The 15,103-nt window shown below is 36.9% G+C and carries 9 protein-coding genes; 3 read left to right on the top strand and 6 right to left on the bottom strand.

Features of this window, described 5'->3' with window-relative positions; translation table 11 throughout:
* Window positions 1-21: 21 nt before the first annotated feature.
* The 6 genes from ACIQXP_RS16750 to ACIQXP_RS16725 all read right to left on the bottom strand — a co-directional run bounded on the left by ACIQXP_RS16750 (window position 22) and on the right by ACIQXP_RS16725 (window position 10,702).
* Complete coding sequence (locus ACIQXP_RS16750; protein WP_387506103.1) at window positions 22-1,482, bottom strand: RagB/SusD family nutrient uptake outer membrane protein; 1,461 nt, start codon at window positions 1,480-1,482, stop codon at window positions 22-24.
* A gap of 15 nt (window positions 1,483-1,497) precedes the next feature.
* Window positions 1,498-5,022: a SusC/RagA family TonB-linked outer membrane protein gene (locus ACIQXP_RS16745; protein WP_387506101.1), complete on the bottom strand. Its 3,525-nt coding sequence runs from the start codon at window positions 5,020-5,022 to the stop codon at window positions 1,498-1,500.
* A 258-nt stretch (window positions 5,023-5,280) separates the two neighbouring features.
* Entirely contained in the window at window positions 5,281-6,426 is a 1,146-nt protein-coding gene (locus ACIQXP_RS16740) for a FecR family protein (protein WP_387506099.1), read from the bottom strand.
* Window positions 6,427-6,528: 102 nt separating this feature from the next.
* Window positions 6,529-7,107, bottom strand: coding sequence for an RNA polymerase sigma factor (locus tag ACIQXP_RS16735; protein ID WP_387506097.1), 579 nt, complete (start codon window positions 7,105-7,107; stop codon window positions 6,529-6,531).
* 246 nt (window positions 7,108-7,353) lie between these two features.
* Complete coding sequence (locus ACIQXP_RS16730; RefSeq protein WP_387506095.1) at window positions 7,354-8,901, bottom strand: cryptochrome/photolyase family protein; 1,548 nt, start codon at window positions 8,899-8,901, stop codon at window positions 7,354-7,356.
* Between the two features lie 1,066 nt (window positions 8,902-9,967).
* Window positions 9,968-10,702, bottom strand: coding sequence for a LytR/AlgR family response regulator transcription factor (locus ACIQXP_RS16725; RefSeq protein WP_387506093.1), 735 nt, complete (start codon window positions 10,700-10,702; stop codon window positions 9,968-9,970).
* A 1,287-nt stretch (window positions 10,703-11,989) separates the two neighbouring features.
* Here ACIQXP_RS16725 and ACIQXP_RS16720 point away from each other — a divergent pair.
* The 3 genes from ACIQXP_RS16720 to ACIQXP_RS16710 all read left to right on the top strand — a co-directional run bounded on the left by ACIQXP_RS16720 (window position 11,990) and on the right by ACIQXP_RS16710 (window position 15,025).
* Window positions 11,990-12,655, top strand: coding sequence for a 4'-phosphopantetheinyl transferase family protein (locus ACIQXP_RS16720; protein ID WP_387506091.1), 666 nt, complete (start codon window positions 11,990-11,992; stop codon window positions 12,653-12,655).
* A 19-nt stretch (window positions 12,656-12,674) separates the two neighbouring features.
* Window positions 12,675-13,406 (top strand): thioesterase II family protein, encoded by a 732-nt coding sequence (locus tag ACIQXP_RS16715; RefSeq protein WP_356985679.1) that lies wholly within the window; start codon window positions 12,675-12,677, stop codon window positions 13,404-13,406.
* Between the two features lie 380 nt (window positions 13,407-13,786).
* Window positions 13,787-15,025 (top strand): condensation domain-containing protein, encoded by a 1,239-nt coding sequence (locus ACIQXP_RS16710; protein ID WP_356985681.1) that lies wholly within the window; start codon window positions 13,787-13,789, stop codon window positions 15,023-15,025.
* Window positions 15,026-15,103 lie beyond the last annotated feature (78 nt).

The following is a 15,103-nucleotide window of genomic DNA, read 5'->3' as shown; positions in this document are numbered from 1 at the left end:
GGGCCGCCCAAGTGGAATGATTTATTGATTATCTGCTAATCCCTGATTTTGATTGACCATAAGTTCCCCGAATTTCATCGCATAGCGTTTTGGGGTCAGCGTATAAGTTTTTAAAATGCTGCCATCTGCATCCAATAAATAGTGGTTAGGATTAATGTGATCCTTATAAATCGGATCCACTGAAAGACGACGCATATCTAACCAACGTAAACCCGAAAGCGCAAATTCCCTGATGCGTTCGTCCAGAATAAATCTAACCATAGCTTGCTGGTTGGACGCTACGTTTGACGGTACGCTCGCAGCTGAAGTAGTCATTCTTTTCAACCGCAAGGCCTCAACATCTGCCTTTGCGCCGCTCAGGTCATTTTCCCGAGCCTTGATTTCTGCACGCATTAAATACATTTCAGGTAGCGACGGCCCGATATCAAGAAAGAAATTCGGATAACGACGTACTTTTTTAGGGTAAATCAGGTCGCCAAACATCTCCGTGTCTGAATAAAGCAGTAATCTTTTATCATCGTCACCGTAAAGGGTAGCCACCTGAGGTGTGAAAACCGGGCAATCAGCAAAATTGAAATTCCAGACTGTGGTAGAAATATTATAAATGACCTGGCTGTTGTTTGCAGCAAGAGGCAGATTGCTTAACGCACCCAGGAAGTTGAGCGGAAACCAGGAACCGGCTGCATTTTCATCCAAAACAGTATTGTAATCGTAGAGTGAGAGCGGTATGGTTGATTTAGACAATTCTGCGAATGCGCCATCAATATGTGTTTTAGCGGAAGAAAAATCAAGCATATTCATATATACTCTGGTGAGAAAGAATTCGGCAGCCATTTTAGATAGCCTTCTGCGATGCACAACTGGTCCGAGGCCTGGAAAGGCTTCTGTTAAATCTTTTATGATTGCAGTATAACACTCTTTTACTGTTGCCCTGGTAAAGGATGTTTGGGTAACATCGGCTGCGGTAATAAGTGGAATCCCCAAATCAGTTGCAGCCGATGCAGGGTTGTAAGGGAGTGAAAAATCATTTAAAAAGGCCAGATTGCAAATGGCCCTTCCAACTTTCGCTTCAGCCAATAACTGCTTTTTCTGCTGATCTGTTCCTTGCGTAGATGTTGTCACCTCATTGATAATCTTGTTAAAAAGGTATAGTCTTTGGATGTAACCCGTAGCTGCGGTAATTTCCTGAGGGAGTTCGTTTTGCTCGTAAACCCTGTCTTCATACCTAAACAGGCGTTGAACCCTTAAGGGTACTCCATCCAAATAGCTATTTTGCAATGCAATATCGTCTCCAAGATATATGGAAGCGGAAACGGTATTTTGCAAATACAAACCATTCAGGATCTGTTCATAATCATTTGTTGTTTTTGCTATCAGTGATCCTTTAGGCTGTATTTCCAAAAAGTCTTTTTTGCAGGAGCCCGATAAAAGGACCATGCAGGCCATCAATGGCCTTAAAAAGTATTTCGTTGTAAGTTTCATAACTGTTAATTCTGTTTAAAGTGTGATATGGGCACCTAGTGTTATTGTTCCCTGTCCGGTGCGCAGATTTCTTGTCGCACCGGTGTTACCTGCCGTTTGCGTTGCACCAACATTTCCTAAAGACTGGAATTCAGGATCGATCCCCAAATCATTGGCTTTCCACAACATTAAGTTAGAAACCTGTGCCCTGAACGTTATGGCCTGTGCATGTAGTTTTTTGATTATCCCACCTCTAATATCATAAGCTAATGTGATATCCCGGATCTTTGCGAAAGAAGCGTTAAACACATTGCTATTTGAGTAGGTATAATAGTTGGTGTTTCTATTTCCACTGATTGCGCTTGTGGCGGCATATCTGGGAATGTTAGTCTTATTTTCGTCGCCCGCTATCTTCCATCGCTCGGCAAACTCACTGGTCATATAATTTAAATAAGGTACGCCCGACCAGAATGTATTTACATCGCGAAACATGACGTTTCCACCATTGTAGATGATGTTAATGCCCAATGTGAGGTTTTTATAGCGGAATTTATTGGAGAAGCCACCGCTGTAAACAGGTTGTGAAGTTCCCGTGTACAACACATCCTGAGCCATAGTCGCTGTCGGGTTTGAGGTAACCGTTCCATCGGCGAGTTTAACCTGGGGATCTCCTGAAGCATTTAAACCTGCATAATTGTAGGCAAATACTGCAAAAGAAGGATAGCCATCCAGGAATCTGGTATTGATCATGCCTGGGCCCGTAGTAATCGGTGTAGCGTTCGCAAGCCTCGATATCTTATTTTTATTATAACCCAAATTAAATGAGGTACTCCAGGTGAAATTGCTATTGCTGATGTTTAGCGAACCGAGCGAGACATCCAAACCCTTGTTTTGCAGATCGCCAAAGTTCCCGATCACTGACGCAAAGCCTGTTAGCGGAGCAGTTGTGAGGTTGCCGATCAAATCATTTGTTTTTCTGAGATAAGCATCTATCGAACCGAAGAATATGCCATTCAGGATTTCAAAATCCATACCCAGGTTATAGTTTTTGGTCAGTTCCCAGGTCAGTTTCTTGTTTGCAGGCGCATTAATGATCAGGCCGACGCCGTTTGGATAATTAACATTGGTTTCAGCACGTAAAATATCCCATGAAGCCGCCGTACCCGGAGTCGGGGCATTACCCGTAATACCGTAAGTGAGCCTTAAATCCAATCGGCTTAGCCAATTAACCGGTTTGATGAAATCTTCTCTTCCAAGTGCCCACTTCGCACCAACACTCCACACTGGCCTGTTCTGGGCTGAACGGTCAAAGCCGAACAAATTACTTTTATCTATACGGATACTGCTGTTTAGCGTGTACTTCCGGTCAAATGTGTAACCTAGATTGGCAAAATAAGAGGATGTACGGCTTATTACACCTTCGCCACCGGTTACATTGTTGGCTAATGTCCTTGTTCCTCCTGGTACTGTTCCCGTGATACCCTCACCTAATAACTGATAATTTACAGGTCTCGCTACCTGAAGCTGATCATCCCAGCCCCGGTAAATACTTGTTGTTGAAAGTGGCGAAATGCTTGTCGCTTCCTGTCCTGCCATAACCGTCAATTGATGCTTTTCAAGCCAGCTGTGATCGTATAAAAACTGATTTCTGATGGTCCAGCTTTTAAGCAGTTCATCGGTAGCAGTTAACCTGCCACCAAAAGCGGGTACATTATAGATAGGGGTACTGTTCATAGTAGGCGCCTGGGTAAATGTCACCACCTCATTTCTCACGGCATAACTATTTTGATCCAATTCCACGCGATTTTTAAAAGAATTAATGTTATAGCCAAATGTCCCTTCATATCGAAGCCCTTTTATAATCTCTAATGTTACGCCCCCTACAAACCTTGTAGATAATGCATTACCTTTGGTATATCCATTTTCGATCTCCTGTAAGGGGGAGTAGTCAAGATTGATCCGGCTTCTTGACTGATAATCTTTGCGTACATCATCGCTATAATTACCCATATGGTTAACAGTCAACGGGTTTCCAGATGGATCGGCAAATAGCTGATAGGGAACCAGATCTAAACCTGGAGCGGTTATATTGTTACTCCTGGTAAGCCAGTTCGTGAAGTCGGTAATGAGGTAAACCTGAAGGCGTTTGCTGAATTTAAAGTCCTGGCGCAGGTTGATTTTATACTGATCATCTGTTTGGCCGGGTATATTGTTAACTATTCCAATATAATTGGCAGAGCCATAGAAAGAATGGACTTTACTACCTCCTGATACAGAGATGGTATGGTTGGTGGTTGCAGCCTGCCTGTAGAAATATTGTTTAAGCTGATCGCGATTATCAATTCCAGCCAGGCTATCTAATTTTGTATCAGCCTGGGCCTGGCTTATTAAACCCCGGTTTGCATCATATTGGTATTGCAGATGAGGGGGAACGGGTGCAATTAATTGAACTGAATTAAAGGAATTGCTGCCGACATATTGAGGGAATAGTTCCCTTGCTGCAGCAATAAACTGGCTACTGTTCATCTTCTGGATGTAGTTCAGATCTGGTATGCCTTGAAAATTGTGATAGCCATCATAGTCAATTTTTAATTTTTCATCTGCAGATCCTTTTTTTGTAGTAATTACAATTACACCATTAGCCGCTTTTGCACCCCATATAGAGGAAGAAGTTGCATCTTTAAGTACAGTGATATCTGCCACATCCTGCATATTGATATTTTGAATAGCATCATCGGGTACTTGTACACCGTCTAAAACGACGAGCGGGCCTCTGTTGGAGTTAATGGATGATAAACCACGAATCAAAAAAGGATTGTTGCCCGCATCAGGAGCATTATTTACGGCTAAGCCAGGTACTAACCCGTCCAACCGTTGTAATACATTTGTACTGCTTGATCTCTCGTTCATAACAGCCAGGCTGGGCTTTGAAAATGAACCTGCACTCCGTTCTCTTGAAAGTGTTTGATACCCTGTTGAAAAGGTCACATTTACTGATTCCAGCTCATTAGATGCAAATTCGAGCTGAATGATTCCCATATCTGGCGATGCATTGATCTCTTTAATGGCATAGCCTACATAAGAGATCATTAAAACCGCATCACTGGCAATACCGGCCAAACGAAATGAGCCGTCAGCAGCAGTTTGTACGGAAGTATTACTGTTTTTAACCTTAACGGTGGCGCCCATTAGTGGTTGCTTTAACATGTTTAGCACAATACCTTTTACATCCATCAACGCTGTGGGCTTAGCAATTGCTGCAGTCGGTTTGTTGAAAATTAGAATTGCTTTGCTCTCTTTATCAATACTGTAGGAAAGATTGGTTTGGGCAAGTATTTGTTTAAGGGCAGTTTCCAGGGGGGCGTTAGTGAAACTGACATTTATAATTCTGTTCTTCTCGCCCGCATCTGCCCAAACAGAACTATACCCGGTTTGTGACCGTATCTCTCTGAACACCTTTACTAAGGCAATTTTTTTTTGATTGAGGGTAATATTTTGTGCTAAACTGGATGCGCTTACATGTAAAAGCGAGATCAGTAGGAGGGTAAAAGTTAGCTTCATAAGCCTTAAAATTTTATGCGCGCAGCATGGAAGCTGCATAAAATCTATCGAAGAAATTTTATACATTTACATTCTTTTAAATCGTGAATTATCTGGTAAGAAACGTTCATTTCCGATCTGATCGGAAAGATTTAAGAGTTTCAAAAGGGGTGTTCCAGCACTCCTTTTTCTCTTTTAAAATGGTGGCAATTAGTTACTCTTCATGTGGTTTGGTTTAGTTAAGTTTGGTTTGGTGGTTGATAATTAATTGGTATTGGTTTATGGTGTAAAATGCGCAACCTTGATTGTTCTTCCCTGCACATTAAAGCGGACCTTTTTGGTCATTTCTAAAATCCGCAGCACATTTCTAATATTTCCGTGGCGTGTAATAGTGGCCAGAACCGGGATGCTTTTTAGGGCTTCGTCCTGGTATTCAACCTTTACATCATACCACATGGCAATTTTATTCATGGCACTTTCCATCGGTTCATCAAACATAAAATAGCCGTCTTTCCAGGCAATCATGTTCTCAACGTCTACATCGTTAACCACAATTTTCTTTTTACTGAATAAGGCCTGTTGACCAGGTTTTATCTTTTTAAATTGCCCGCCCGACTCCACTTCAATAGCGCCCTCTAGTAAAGTGGCGGCAACATGGCCATTATTAGATACGCTGTTGATATTAAAACTGGTTCCAAGGTCCCGAACTATCCCGGCAGCTGTTTTAACTGTGAATGGAGCGTCTGCCCTATGTTTCACTTCAAAATACGCTTCGCCATAAAGAAGTTCTACATCGCGTTTGTTGTTCGCAAATTTTTCAGGAAATCTGATTGCACTTGAAGTATTGAGCCAGATTTTGGTGCCATCGCTCAAGTTAATCTGGTAAACCCCACCTTTTGGCGTCCGCAGGGTATCATAGGACATTGCAAGTGATGTATTTGCGCCCTTATTATAAGTTAGTGATCCGTTCGAATCCTGTTGCAGTACCAAATCAGTATTGGGGATCTCAATTTTTTGAAGGCCATTGCCAAGTACTACTTTTTTCCCATTAGCCATCAGCAGTTCGGCCTTATTGCTACCTGGCTTAATTTCCAGATTAACAGACTGCTCAACAGGACTGGATTTTCTCGAATTCAATAACAGATAGGTGCCTGCAAAAACGCAGATGAGCACAGATGCTGCTATAGCGACATAACGAAGGTTGGAACTGCTGCGCTTAGCTAAAATTGAATTGAGGATTTGTTGCGCATCTTCTTCAGGGAGTTCCTGGTCAGACTCATATTCCAGCCAAATATCGTTTAGCAGTTCATCTAACTTTTGTCGGTCTAATACATTCAGCAGCGCAAATAACTCTTCTAGCTCTTTTTCATCACACTTGCGATCTACATATTTAGCTAGTAAAATCTTTATTCTATTTTCCGACATACATAACAATTAATTGCGCGCAATTTTAGTGCGTTTTTAATTGTAAGACGACGAAGTGGTAAGAATGTGCAAAAGAAAAATAAATATTTTTATATTTTTAGCTTACAAGCGGAATAATATTATTAGCAAGAACGAAAATAGGCTTCCTTTTAAAGTGTTGAGGGCATTTCTGAAGTGACTTCGGATAGTTGGAATAGAAAGATTAAGTTTTTTTGCGATTTCTCCGTAGTCTTCACCTTCAATATGACGTAATTCATAGACCATACGCTGTTGCCTAGGTAATTTCTTTAGTGCAAGTTCATATTTCAATTGAATTTCTGTCGCTTTCATATCCTCAAAAGGATCGCTGGACGTACGCTCGTCAGAAACCAAACTAAGGCTTGAAAGGGCTGTTGACTCGCGCGAAGCCCGCTTTAACTGATCGAGAGCGGCATTTTTAGCCATGCGATAAACCAATGCATTGAAATTTTCTACTTTGTGGGCATTACGGCGTGTTTTCCAGATCTTTAAAAAAACGTCTTGGACAATGTCTTTTGCAATTTCGCTTGATCCCGTTATTCCAAAAATAAAACCATAGAGTTTATTTCTATAACTGTTAAAAAGAGTAGCAAAGGCCTGTTCGTCATCTAATAAAAGACGGCCAAGTAATTCCTGCTCCTTTTCAAGTGTTAATTTATACATCTAAATTCGTACATATCCTGCCCTTAAGCGTCTTAAATTTAAATCCACTTAAAAGCTAAAACGACTGTTATATAAAACGTGGTTAATTTATTAAAAATATCTTAATATTTAATAATACGTAAAAGTTCTGGAAGTATGCGAATGATTAAATAAAAAGTAACGCGCTACCCCCTAAGGTGATTAAGGTATATTGAACTAAGCGGCGAACTATTTTACTGTATATCATGTAAAGTACTTCCAAATATATCAGAGATTATTGAGATTTTTTAAGACAAAGTCTGCTCTTTTCAGCACTTCAGATCTCAAATCAGGATTCATTTTATCCCAGATCCGGTAAACCATAGAAAGCCTGTGGTTCTTGCCAAGTTTAGCCCTGTTTCTGTCATGAAAGTCCCAATACAGGCTGTTAAACGGACAGGAATTTTCTCCGGTTTTTTCATTGCGGTCGTACTTACAAGTATCGCAATAATTGCTCATTTTATGGATATAATTCGCAGTGGCAGTATAGGGTTTGGAGCCGGTAATGCCGCCATCTGCATATTGGCTCATTCCCCTTGTATTGGTAATTTCTACCCATTGTATTGCATCGATGTAGATACCCAGATACCAAAAATCGACCTCATCCGGATCGATGCCGGCAAGCAGCGCAAAATTTCCTGTGATCATTAAACGCTGGATATGATGTGCGTACGCATATTCAAGAGACTGGTTAATGGAATGTTTTAAACAGTTCATGTTTGTTTTTCCTGTCCAGTACCATTTTGGAAGTTTCCTTTTATGGTCGAAGAAATTCATTTTTTCAAATGTTGGCATTTTCATCCAGTAAATCCCCCTCATGTACTCACGCCAGCCCAGAATCTGCCTGACAAAGCCCTCTATCTGATTCATGGTGATCGATTTCTTATTTTCCCTCCAATATTTAACCGCTGAACTGACCACTTCAACCGGTGAAATAAGCTTGGTATTCATGCTAAACGATAGACGAGAATGATAAAGAGACCATTCTTTGGTATGCATGGCGTCCTGGAAAGTACCGAACAGCGGGAGGCAGTTTTCACAGAAATAATGTAGCAGTTTTAAGGACTGATCCCTGTTTACAGGCCAGGGCAGGTGTTTGGGGTTTATGTCGCCAACGGTTTTAATTGCTGCATCTCTTATTCTTTTATACTGTTTACTTACATCATTATCAAATAAAAGGGGAGGGTTCGGCTTATGGTTTTTGGGAAGTTTCTTGCGGTTTTCTTGGTCAAAATTCCATTTGCCACCTACCGGATCATGGTCATCATCTAACAATATGTAGTGTTTTGCGCGCATTGTCCGGTAGAAACTTTCCATTAACAATTCTTTTTTCCCGGAAAAGAAATCTGCCAGCTCGGTTCTGCTGGTATAAAAATGTTCGCTATCAAAAGCGCAGTGATTAATAGGCAGGCTTTTGCAGAAATTGTTTAGTTCCTGATCTAGCCGATACTCATCGGGCAACTGATAATGAAATTCTTTTACGTCAAACTTTTCTATTAAATAGTTCAGGTTATCTGAAAAATTTTGTTTGTTCTTCGGGTCATCAAGTCGAAGGTAAATGGTTTCAAATCCTTTATCGTTCAGCAGCTCAGCAAAATTTTCCATTGCTGCAAAAAAAGCACATGCCTTTTGGTTGTGGTGCCAGACATAACTGGCTTCCGTTTTTACTTCCATCAATACATGCAACGTGCCTGGCGCTGGTTTCTTAAACCAGGAATGCTGGATATTGAGCTGGTCGCCCAAAATGAGACGCAATATCCTGTATTTTTTTTCCATCGTTAAGAATGTCAGCTCAAATTGTTTACCAGTAAAAAACCGGATTCCGGCCATATTGTTTGGCAGAGATCTTGCCTTTTATCCCGGAATCAAGCGTTCGGATAACTTTAAGCGGTTTTTCCTGAAAAAAGCCCTAAGTTTCATATCTGTTACAGTAGTTTATCTGAATTTTCTATCGGCATTTGTATTTTTTCACGCAAATCATTGTGCGTCAATTTTTTATAATAATAACAGGCGGGATAGATGAAAAACATCTTTTATAATGACATGAACTGCAACTGCATACTTCCTGGGCTTAGCTTTTTGCCAAATTTGGCGACAGACCTCTCAACTCCGAACACGTCAGCCTTTGTAATTTTTTAACCAATTTTCGTAATGGCAATTTTCTCCGAAAAATAAATATCTCATGAAGATGGTTATCGAAATCTCGAATGGATAAAAGGGTTGAGGGTATGTATTTAATCACAAACGAATTACGTGAAATAAAAAACGAGACAAACAGTTTTAAAACTGATTTGTCTCGTGAGGTGCTCGTAAAAATACAGTTAATGAACTTTTTTATTGAATATTTGAAGCGTATTGCAGACTTGAAGATTTCTCAATAATTTTCCTTAATCGAGTAAATGTTGATCTAATGACTTGATTAAGATTGTCAATTCCATTGACCATGTTTGATTAGTTGTGAGATTATAAATATTTGAATTATGACCAAATCCTACAGTTAACGAAATTCTTTGAAAATATTTCAGGCCTTGAATGTGGATATCTTGTATGTAACCCATTCCGAGTTTTTAAGTCAATTTGAATGGATTCTAATTAATATGCATATATTCTCAATAAGTTTTCCTGATTATGAAAACTTATACCTCCAGCCTGAATGAGTTTATGACAGCCTGGTTTCTGGTATTCCTTCAGCACTTGTTATGCTGTATTGATCTGAATAAATAGAAACCTCAACAGTGCGGATGATAAAGTATATACACAGGGAAGAATCTGTAACCTAGTGAGGCCAGCTTTCAGATGCACAAAATCTTCATCTTTATGGTTTTTTTCAGCTTGACCTAATCTATTTTTTCATTGTTCTGTTTTTGATATAGTTTACTACAATATCCTTATATGTTTCACTAACAGTAATCTTAAGGTTTTCATTGGTTGTCATTTTTAAGATATTCATCGTCATTTCCTCGATATAGTTTAATGTAATCAAAAACGATCTGTGTACCTGAACTATATTTTTTATATGGGATAACATCTCTTTAATTTTTGCCATGGTTATATGAGAAACTATAGTTTTGTCTATGGTATAAATTTTAACATAATTACGCATGCTTTCTACAGCAACAACCTCGTCATACTTTATTTTAATCAGTTGATTTTTTTTGCCTTTGATTTTTGCAAAGAAAAAATCTTCATCAAGTTCTGTTTCTTTTACTTTAGTCGAATCGGTAAAGAAAAGAGGCTCGACCAGTGATTTGAACCTAGATAAATAAATAGGTTTTAATAAGAAACCATCGGCTTCATTATGGTAGGTGTCAAGCCAATATTGATCGTGACCTGTAATAAATATTAATTTTTTTGTTTTGTGCCGAATTAACTTCGATAATTCCAGCCCGTCTATTTTGGGCATTTCAATATCCATAAAAACGACATCAATTCCTTTTCCCGATCGTATAAATTCAAGTGCAAGCTCAGGATCTGTAAAGCATGCTATAAGTTTGTAATTAGGTAATAAGGCAATGTAATCTTCTATGATTTCAATGCCATTGATGTCGTCGTCAATGGCAATACAATTAAAGGGCATATTTTAAGATATTTTATTAGAGCACGTTTTAGTTTTATGCAGGGGAATGTAATAGGTGTAAAAAACAAAACAGGTTTGGTAGTTTAGTTTTTTAATAAAAAGGACTATCTAATACAAAACTATTTACGGTGTTAGCCAATTCCGAATGACAACATTTGAAAAAGAAGATAGAGAAGACAAGCATGAGTGAAAATATCAAAATAATATTGTATTAAAAATAATACTATTTATAAATTTTAATTTGTATTAAAATGTAAAATTAAGTAGAAATATCCGGATAATTAAATGCTTATTTAACTTAATTAATAAATGTGTTATATGTATAGTTTATAACAGACATATTATTGATACTCTTTTTGCAAAAAAAAAGTTAATTAATGATGGGTATCGTTATTATGGACAAGCTAGTATAAATAAATCTTTTCCTCACCATGCGCCTGGAGGCTGTTCTATAGGTACAAAATACATATTGCAGAATACAGTATGTAATTAACACCAAAGTAGTAATTAGTTGGCATATAGACACTATGAGAAAGTGCTTATAACTTATTTTGTTTATATAAAATGTTCATTATCAGTTTAAAATGATCATATCTAATAATGTTTAATAGATTGAATTAATGAAGATATTCCCGATATTTATAAATGTAAGCTGGACATTTCAGGAAAGCCAGGAAGATGTTAAGGGCTTTTTCCGCAACTAAATCCAAGAATAAGTTTAGATTTTATGGCTTGGTTTTTCGGAACACTTTCAGCAGATTATGACTGGTTAGCTTTTTCGATATTTGTATTTTTAAACTCATTTTTTGGTATTATATTTTAAATGCATTAGTATTTAAAATATACCTATTGAATAATCTTGTTTTTGAAGAATAGAAAATTATTTTTTAAAATTTCGTCCCTAAAAAATATGTTTCCGTGTAAACTGTCTGGTTTGATTTTGTAATGTTAATCATTTACTTCACATTTGTTTTATCACGTTAATATTGACAGAATTATATTACATTTTTACAATTTTTTAGCAAGATTTATTTTATAAAAATTTTAAATTTAATAATCTAACTATTTAGTTAAGCCAAATTATTGTCTGTAAAATACTTCAGCTCGATGATCAAAAAAATCGATTGTCAGGGATATTTATTGTGATGAGATTAATAACGAATGCAGAACTAAACAAAAAGATGAATCAACTCTAGTATACTACTTGAGACAAATTCCTTGTCAACAAAGCCTAGTGTACTTAAAATATAAGGTTAAGCTATTTGTTTTTGCTTATTAATAAGAAAAATGACATACATCCTTTATTCTTTCATTTCTGAGAACAATCATAAAAAATTAATGCAAGAGTTTTTGTTGAGATTTCCACTTGATTTTCAAAAAAAAATAATGAGCTATCGAAGATGGCAGGATGCTCAATTGTCACTATTAGGAAGAATATTGCTCTATAAAGGGGCTGACAATTTCAGCAAAAAATATAAAAAAGCTAATGTTAAATATAATAAATATAAAAAACCCTACTTCGAAGAGGATAAAATTTATTTTAATATTTCTCACTCTGGAGAGATTGTAGTTTGTGCTGTGACTGATGTATCTGATATCGGGATAGATATTGAATTGCAATGTGATATTCAGATAGAAGATTTTCAACTTCAAATGACAAAGGGAGAATGGGCGAAAATTTTCACATCTATTAATAAACTGGATTCATTTTATGGTTATTGGACACAAAAAGAGGCAGTTATCAAAAATAGTGGAAAAGGTTTGTCTGTACCGCTAAAATCATTCGAAATATTGGAAAACGTTGCAATTATTGAAGGTAAAACGTTTTTCCTTAAGGAGATTAAGTTACATGAAAAATATAAATGTCATATAGCAACGTGCACTTTATTGGATGAAACAAGTATTAAAATTTTAGAATTAGATCCTTCAAATGATCATGCATACTTAAGCTAGATGAAAATATTTAATAATAATGAATTATAAGGTAATCGCCCTCCCATTTGCTGGTGGTAATAAATACAGCTTTAAGAGTATTGAAAAGCATGCGCCACAAAAAATAGATTGGATTACTTTGGAGCTTCCGGGGAGAGGTAATCGTTTTAAAGAAAGGTTGTTAGATCGAGTCGATCATATGGTGGATGATCTTTTGAAGATCGTAATACCTCATATACAGAAGGGAAATTATATTATATATGGGCATAGCATGGGAACTTTATTAGGTTACGAACTAACAAAAAGAATCGTTAAAAATAAATTGAAACCACCAACGTATCTCTTTTTTACCGGACGTGGGGCTCCGGGATTTATGAGATTTAAAGATAAAAAATCAATTCTTCCAAAAGACAAATTCTGGCAAGAAGTGAATGAAATGGGAGGTTTGCCTAAAGAGTTTTTTGATCATGATGAGCTTTTGGACGTGTATTTTCCTATTATCAAATCTGATTTCAAAGCTATTGAGGATTATGAATTTCAATCAATGCAAAGTCCGTTCTTAATTCCTATACATGTATGTATGGGTGATGAAGAAATTGGAGAAGAAGAAAATAAGACTCCAATGGTAAGTATGCAAGCTTGGAGTAACGAAACATCTTGTTCGTTTTCCTATGAATTATTGAAAGGAAATCACTTTTTTATTCTTAAACATCCTAAAACTATCCTCCAAAGGATTTGCGAAGCCTTTGATGGTAAGTTAAAGACAACATAGTATTTTGAATATATATCAAGTTTATTTAAACCCAGATTGGGTAATAGAACCATTATTTGATAACCGGTATACATGTTGCCATTTAATATCTTCTTCAGCTGTTAATATTATTGGTAGACATTTGAAAACAATGGATTACTTTATTCATCCCCCGGCTGCATGTAACAAGGTAGTGAAGCCATCGCCTTTACAAAATAAGGATAAAATACTTTTGAATATACCTTTTGGTCATACCGGATTATATGAATTCAATAAAATGAAAAAAACTCTAAGTTCATTAAACAGTATTAATTTTTTTTTGAATACACATTCTAATATGGCGATCGTCCCGGATTTTTTTTTCTGCAGAACTTCCAGAAGCCAATGAAAAGTACATAGTAATGAAAAAAACATCTGCTATTCAGGAGACTATATTGCTTACTCAAAATATATATGCCAATTCTCCGCTTTACAACGTTTGTGGTTATGCTTTGATTAAAGGTGCACTGCAAGCCTCTGTATTAATAAAGTCAATCAAATACATTTTGAATAATGCTGATACGGTAGCCATTGGTTCCCAATGTTTCACGGATGGTAATTTGAGAAATTATGACGCATTGGAAATCGAAGAATACAGTATAAAATCAATTGATTTTTCGATATCAGGTGATCCTGTTCAGTCATGTCTTGACTGGATGAGTAGTGATATAAAAATACCGTTTGATACCAGTGAAAATCTTCTACAGGTTAGCTTAATTAAAGTAGCTAACGATAAGTACTATTGGTATACTAAAGTGCATCATTTAATATTTGATGGTTATTCGATGTCGTTGTTCTTTAATAAGGTTTCAACATTATATTCACTGATAATAGACGGTTCTTATGTGCATCCTGTTATGAATGATTTTCTTTACATGGATTTTATTCGTGGTGAGGCCGATTACAGACTTTCCGATAGTTACAAAATTGATAAGGATTTCTGGTTAAAAAAATTAAATGTTATTTCAGAAAATAAGGCCTTTAATGCTTGTATGTCAATGTCAGCTTCCGAATCCCTTATTTCTAGCCGACAGGAAATAACTATCCCCAGAAGTTTGTACGAATCTATCAGTATATTTTGTAAACGCTTCAACTGTACAGCATTTCATTACTTCTTATCTACGCTTCTCATTTTAAACAGATGTTATAATGAGGGAGGAACTGTAATTGGAATTCCTGTTTTTAATAGGAAAAACAAGAAGTTTAAAAATACATTAGGAACATTTGTAAATATACTTCCTTTTAATGATCTCCTAATAAAAGGAGATTCTTTTATTGAAGTGCTCATTCAGGTTAAAAATGAAATCAGGGAATGTTATAAACATCAACAATTTCCATTATATGATATTCTGCAGGAACTTGATAGGCCGGGCAATATTTATAATATTTCTTTTTCATATCAAAAGAATGATTATAGCGCAAAATTAGGAGATGCCGACGCTACTATCCAATATCTTCATAGCGGAGCGCAGCAGGAAGATCTGGTATTCCATTTGTTAGAGTATTCAGCAACAGAGGATTTAAAATTATCTCTGGATTATAAATTGAATACTTTCTCTGCCGAAACGATTCATCGGCTATTAGGGTGCATATACCAATAAATTTGACCCCCTTTCGCCAATTTCAAATTGACCCCCAGAGTTGTTGCTTGAAAAAAGCAGAAGTTGTTGTGCAAAAAG

It is taken from the genome of Pedobacter suwonensis (assembly GCF_044762335.1).
In the GTDB taxonomy this organism is placed as follows: Bacteria; Bacteroidota; Bacteroidia; order Sphingobacteriales; family Sphingobacteriaceae; genus Pedobacter.
Note: the sequence above shows the minus strand (reverse complement) of the source record. Positions and strands in the feature narration are given on the sequence as shown.

What these genes read in the sequence shown, in the direction of transcription:
- ACIQXP_RS16750 (WP_387506103.1), bottom strand. Translation starts at nt 1,482, where the DNA reads ATGAAACTTACAACGAAATACTTTTTAAGGCCATTGATGGCCTGCATG.
- ACIQXP_RS16745 (WP_387506101.1), bottom strand. Translation starts at nt 5,022, where the DNA reads ATGAAGCTAACTTTTACCCTCCTACTGATCTCGCTTTTACATGTAAGC.
- ACIQXP_RS16740 (WP_387506099.1), bottom strand. Translation starts at nt 6,426, where the DNA reads ATGTCGGAAAATAGAATAAAGATTTTACTAGCTAAATATGTAGATCGC.
- ACIQXP_RS16735 (WP_387506097.1), bottom strand. Translation starts at nt 7,107, where the DNA reads ATGTATAAATTAACACTTGAAAAGGAGCAGGAATTACTTGGCCGTCTT.
- ACIQXP_RS16730 (WP_387506095.1), bottom strand. Translation starts at nt 8,901, where the DNA reads ATGGAAAAAAAATACAGGATATTGCGTCTCATTTTGGGCGACCAGCTC.
- ACIQXP_RS16725 (WP_387506093.1), bottom strand. Translation starts at nt 10,702, where the DNA reads ATGCCCTTTAATTGTATTGCCATTGACGACGACATCAATGGCATTGAA.
- ACIQXP_RS16720 (WP_387506091.1), top strand. Translation starts at nt 11,990, where the DNA reads ATGACATACATCCTTTATTCTTTCATTTCTGAGAACAATCATAAAAAA.
- ACIQXP_RS16715 (WP_356985679.1), top strand. Translation starts at nt 12,675, where the DNA reads ATGAATTATAAGGTAATCGCCCTCCCATTTGCTGGTGGTAATAAATAC.
- ACIQXP_RS16710 (WP_356985681.1), top strand. Translation starts at nt 13,787, where the DNA reads ATGAAAAAAACATCTGCTATTCAGGAGACTATATTGCTTACTCAAAAT.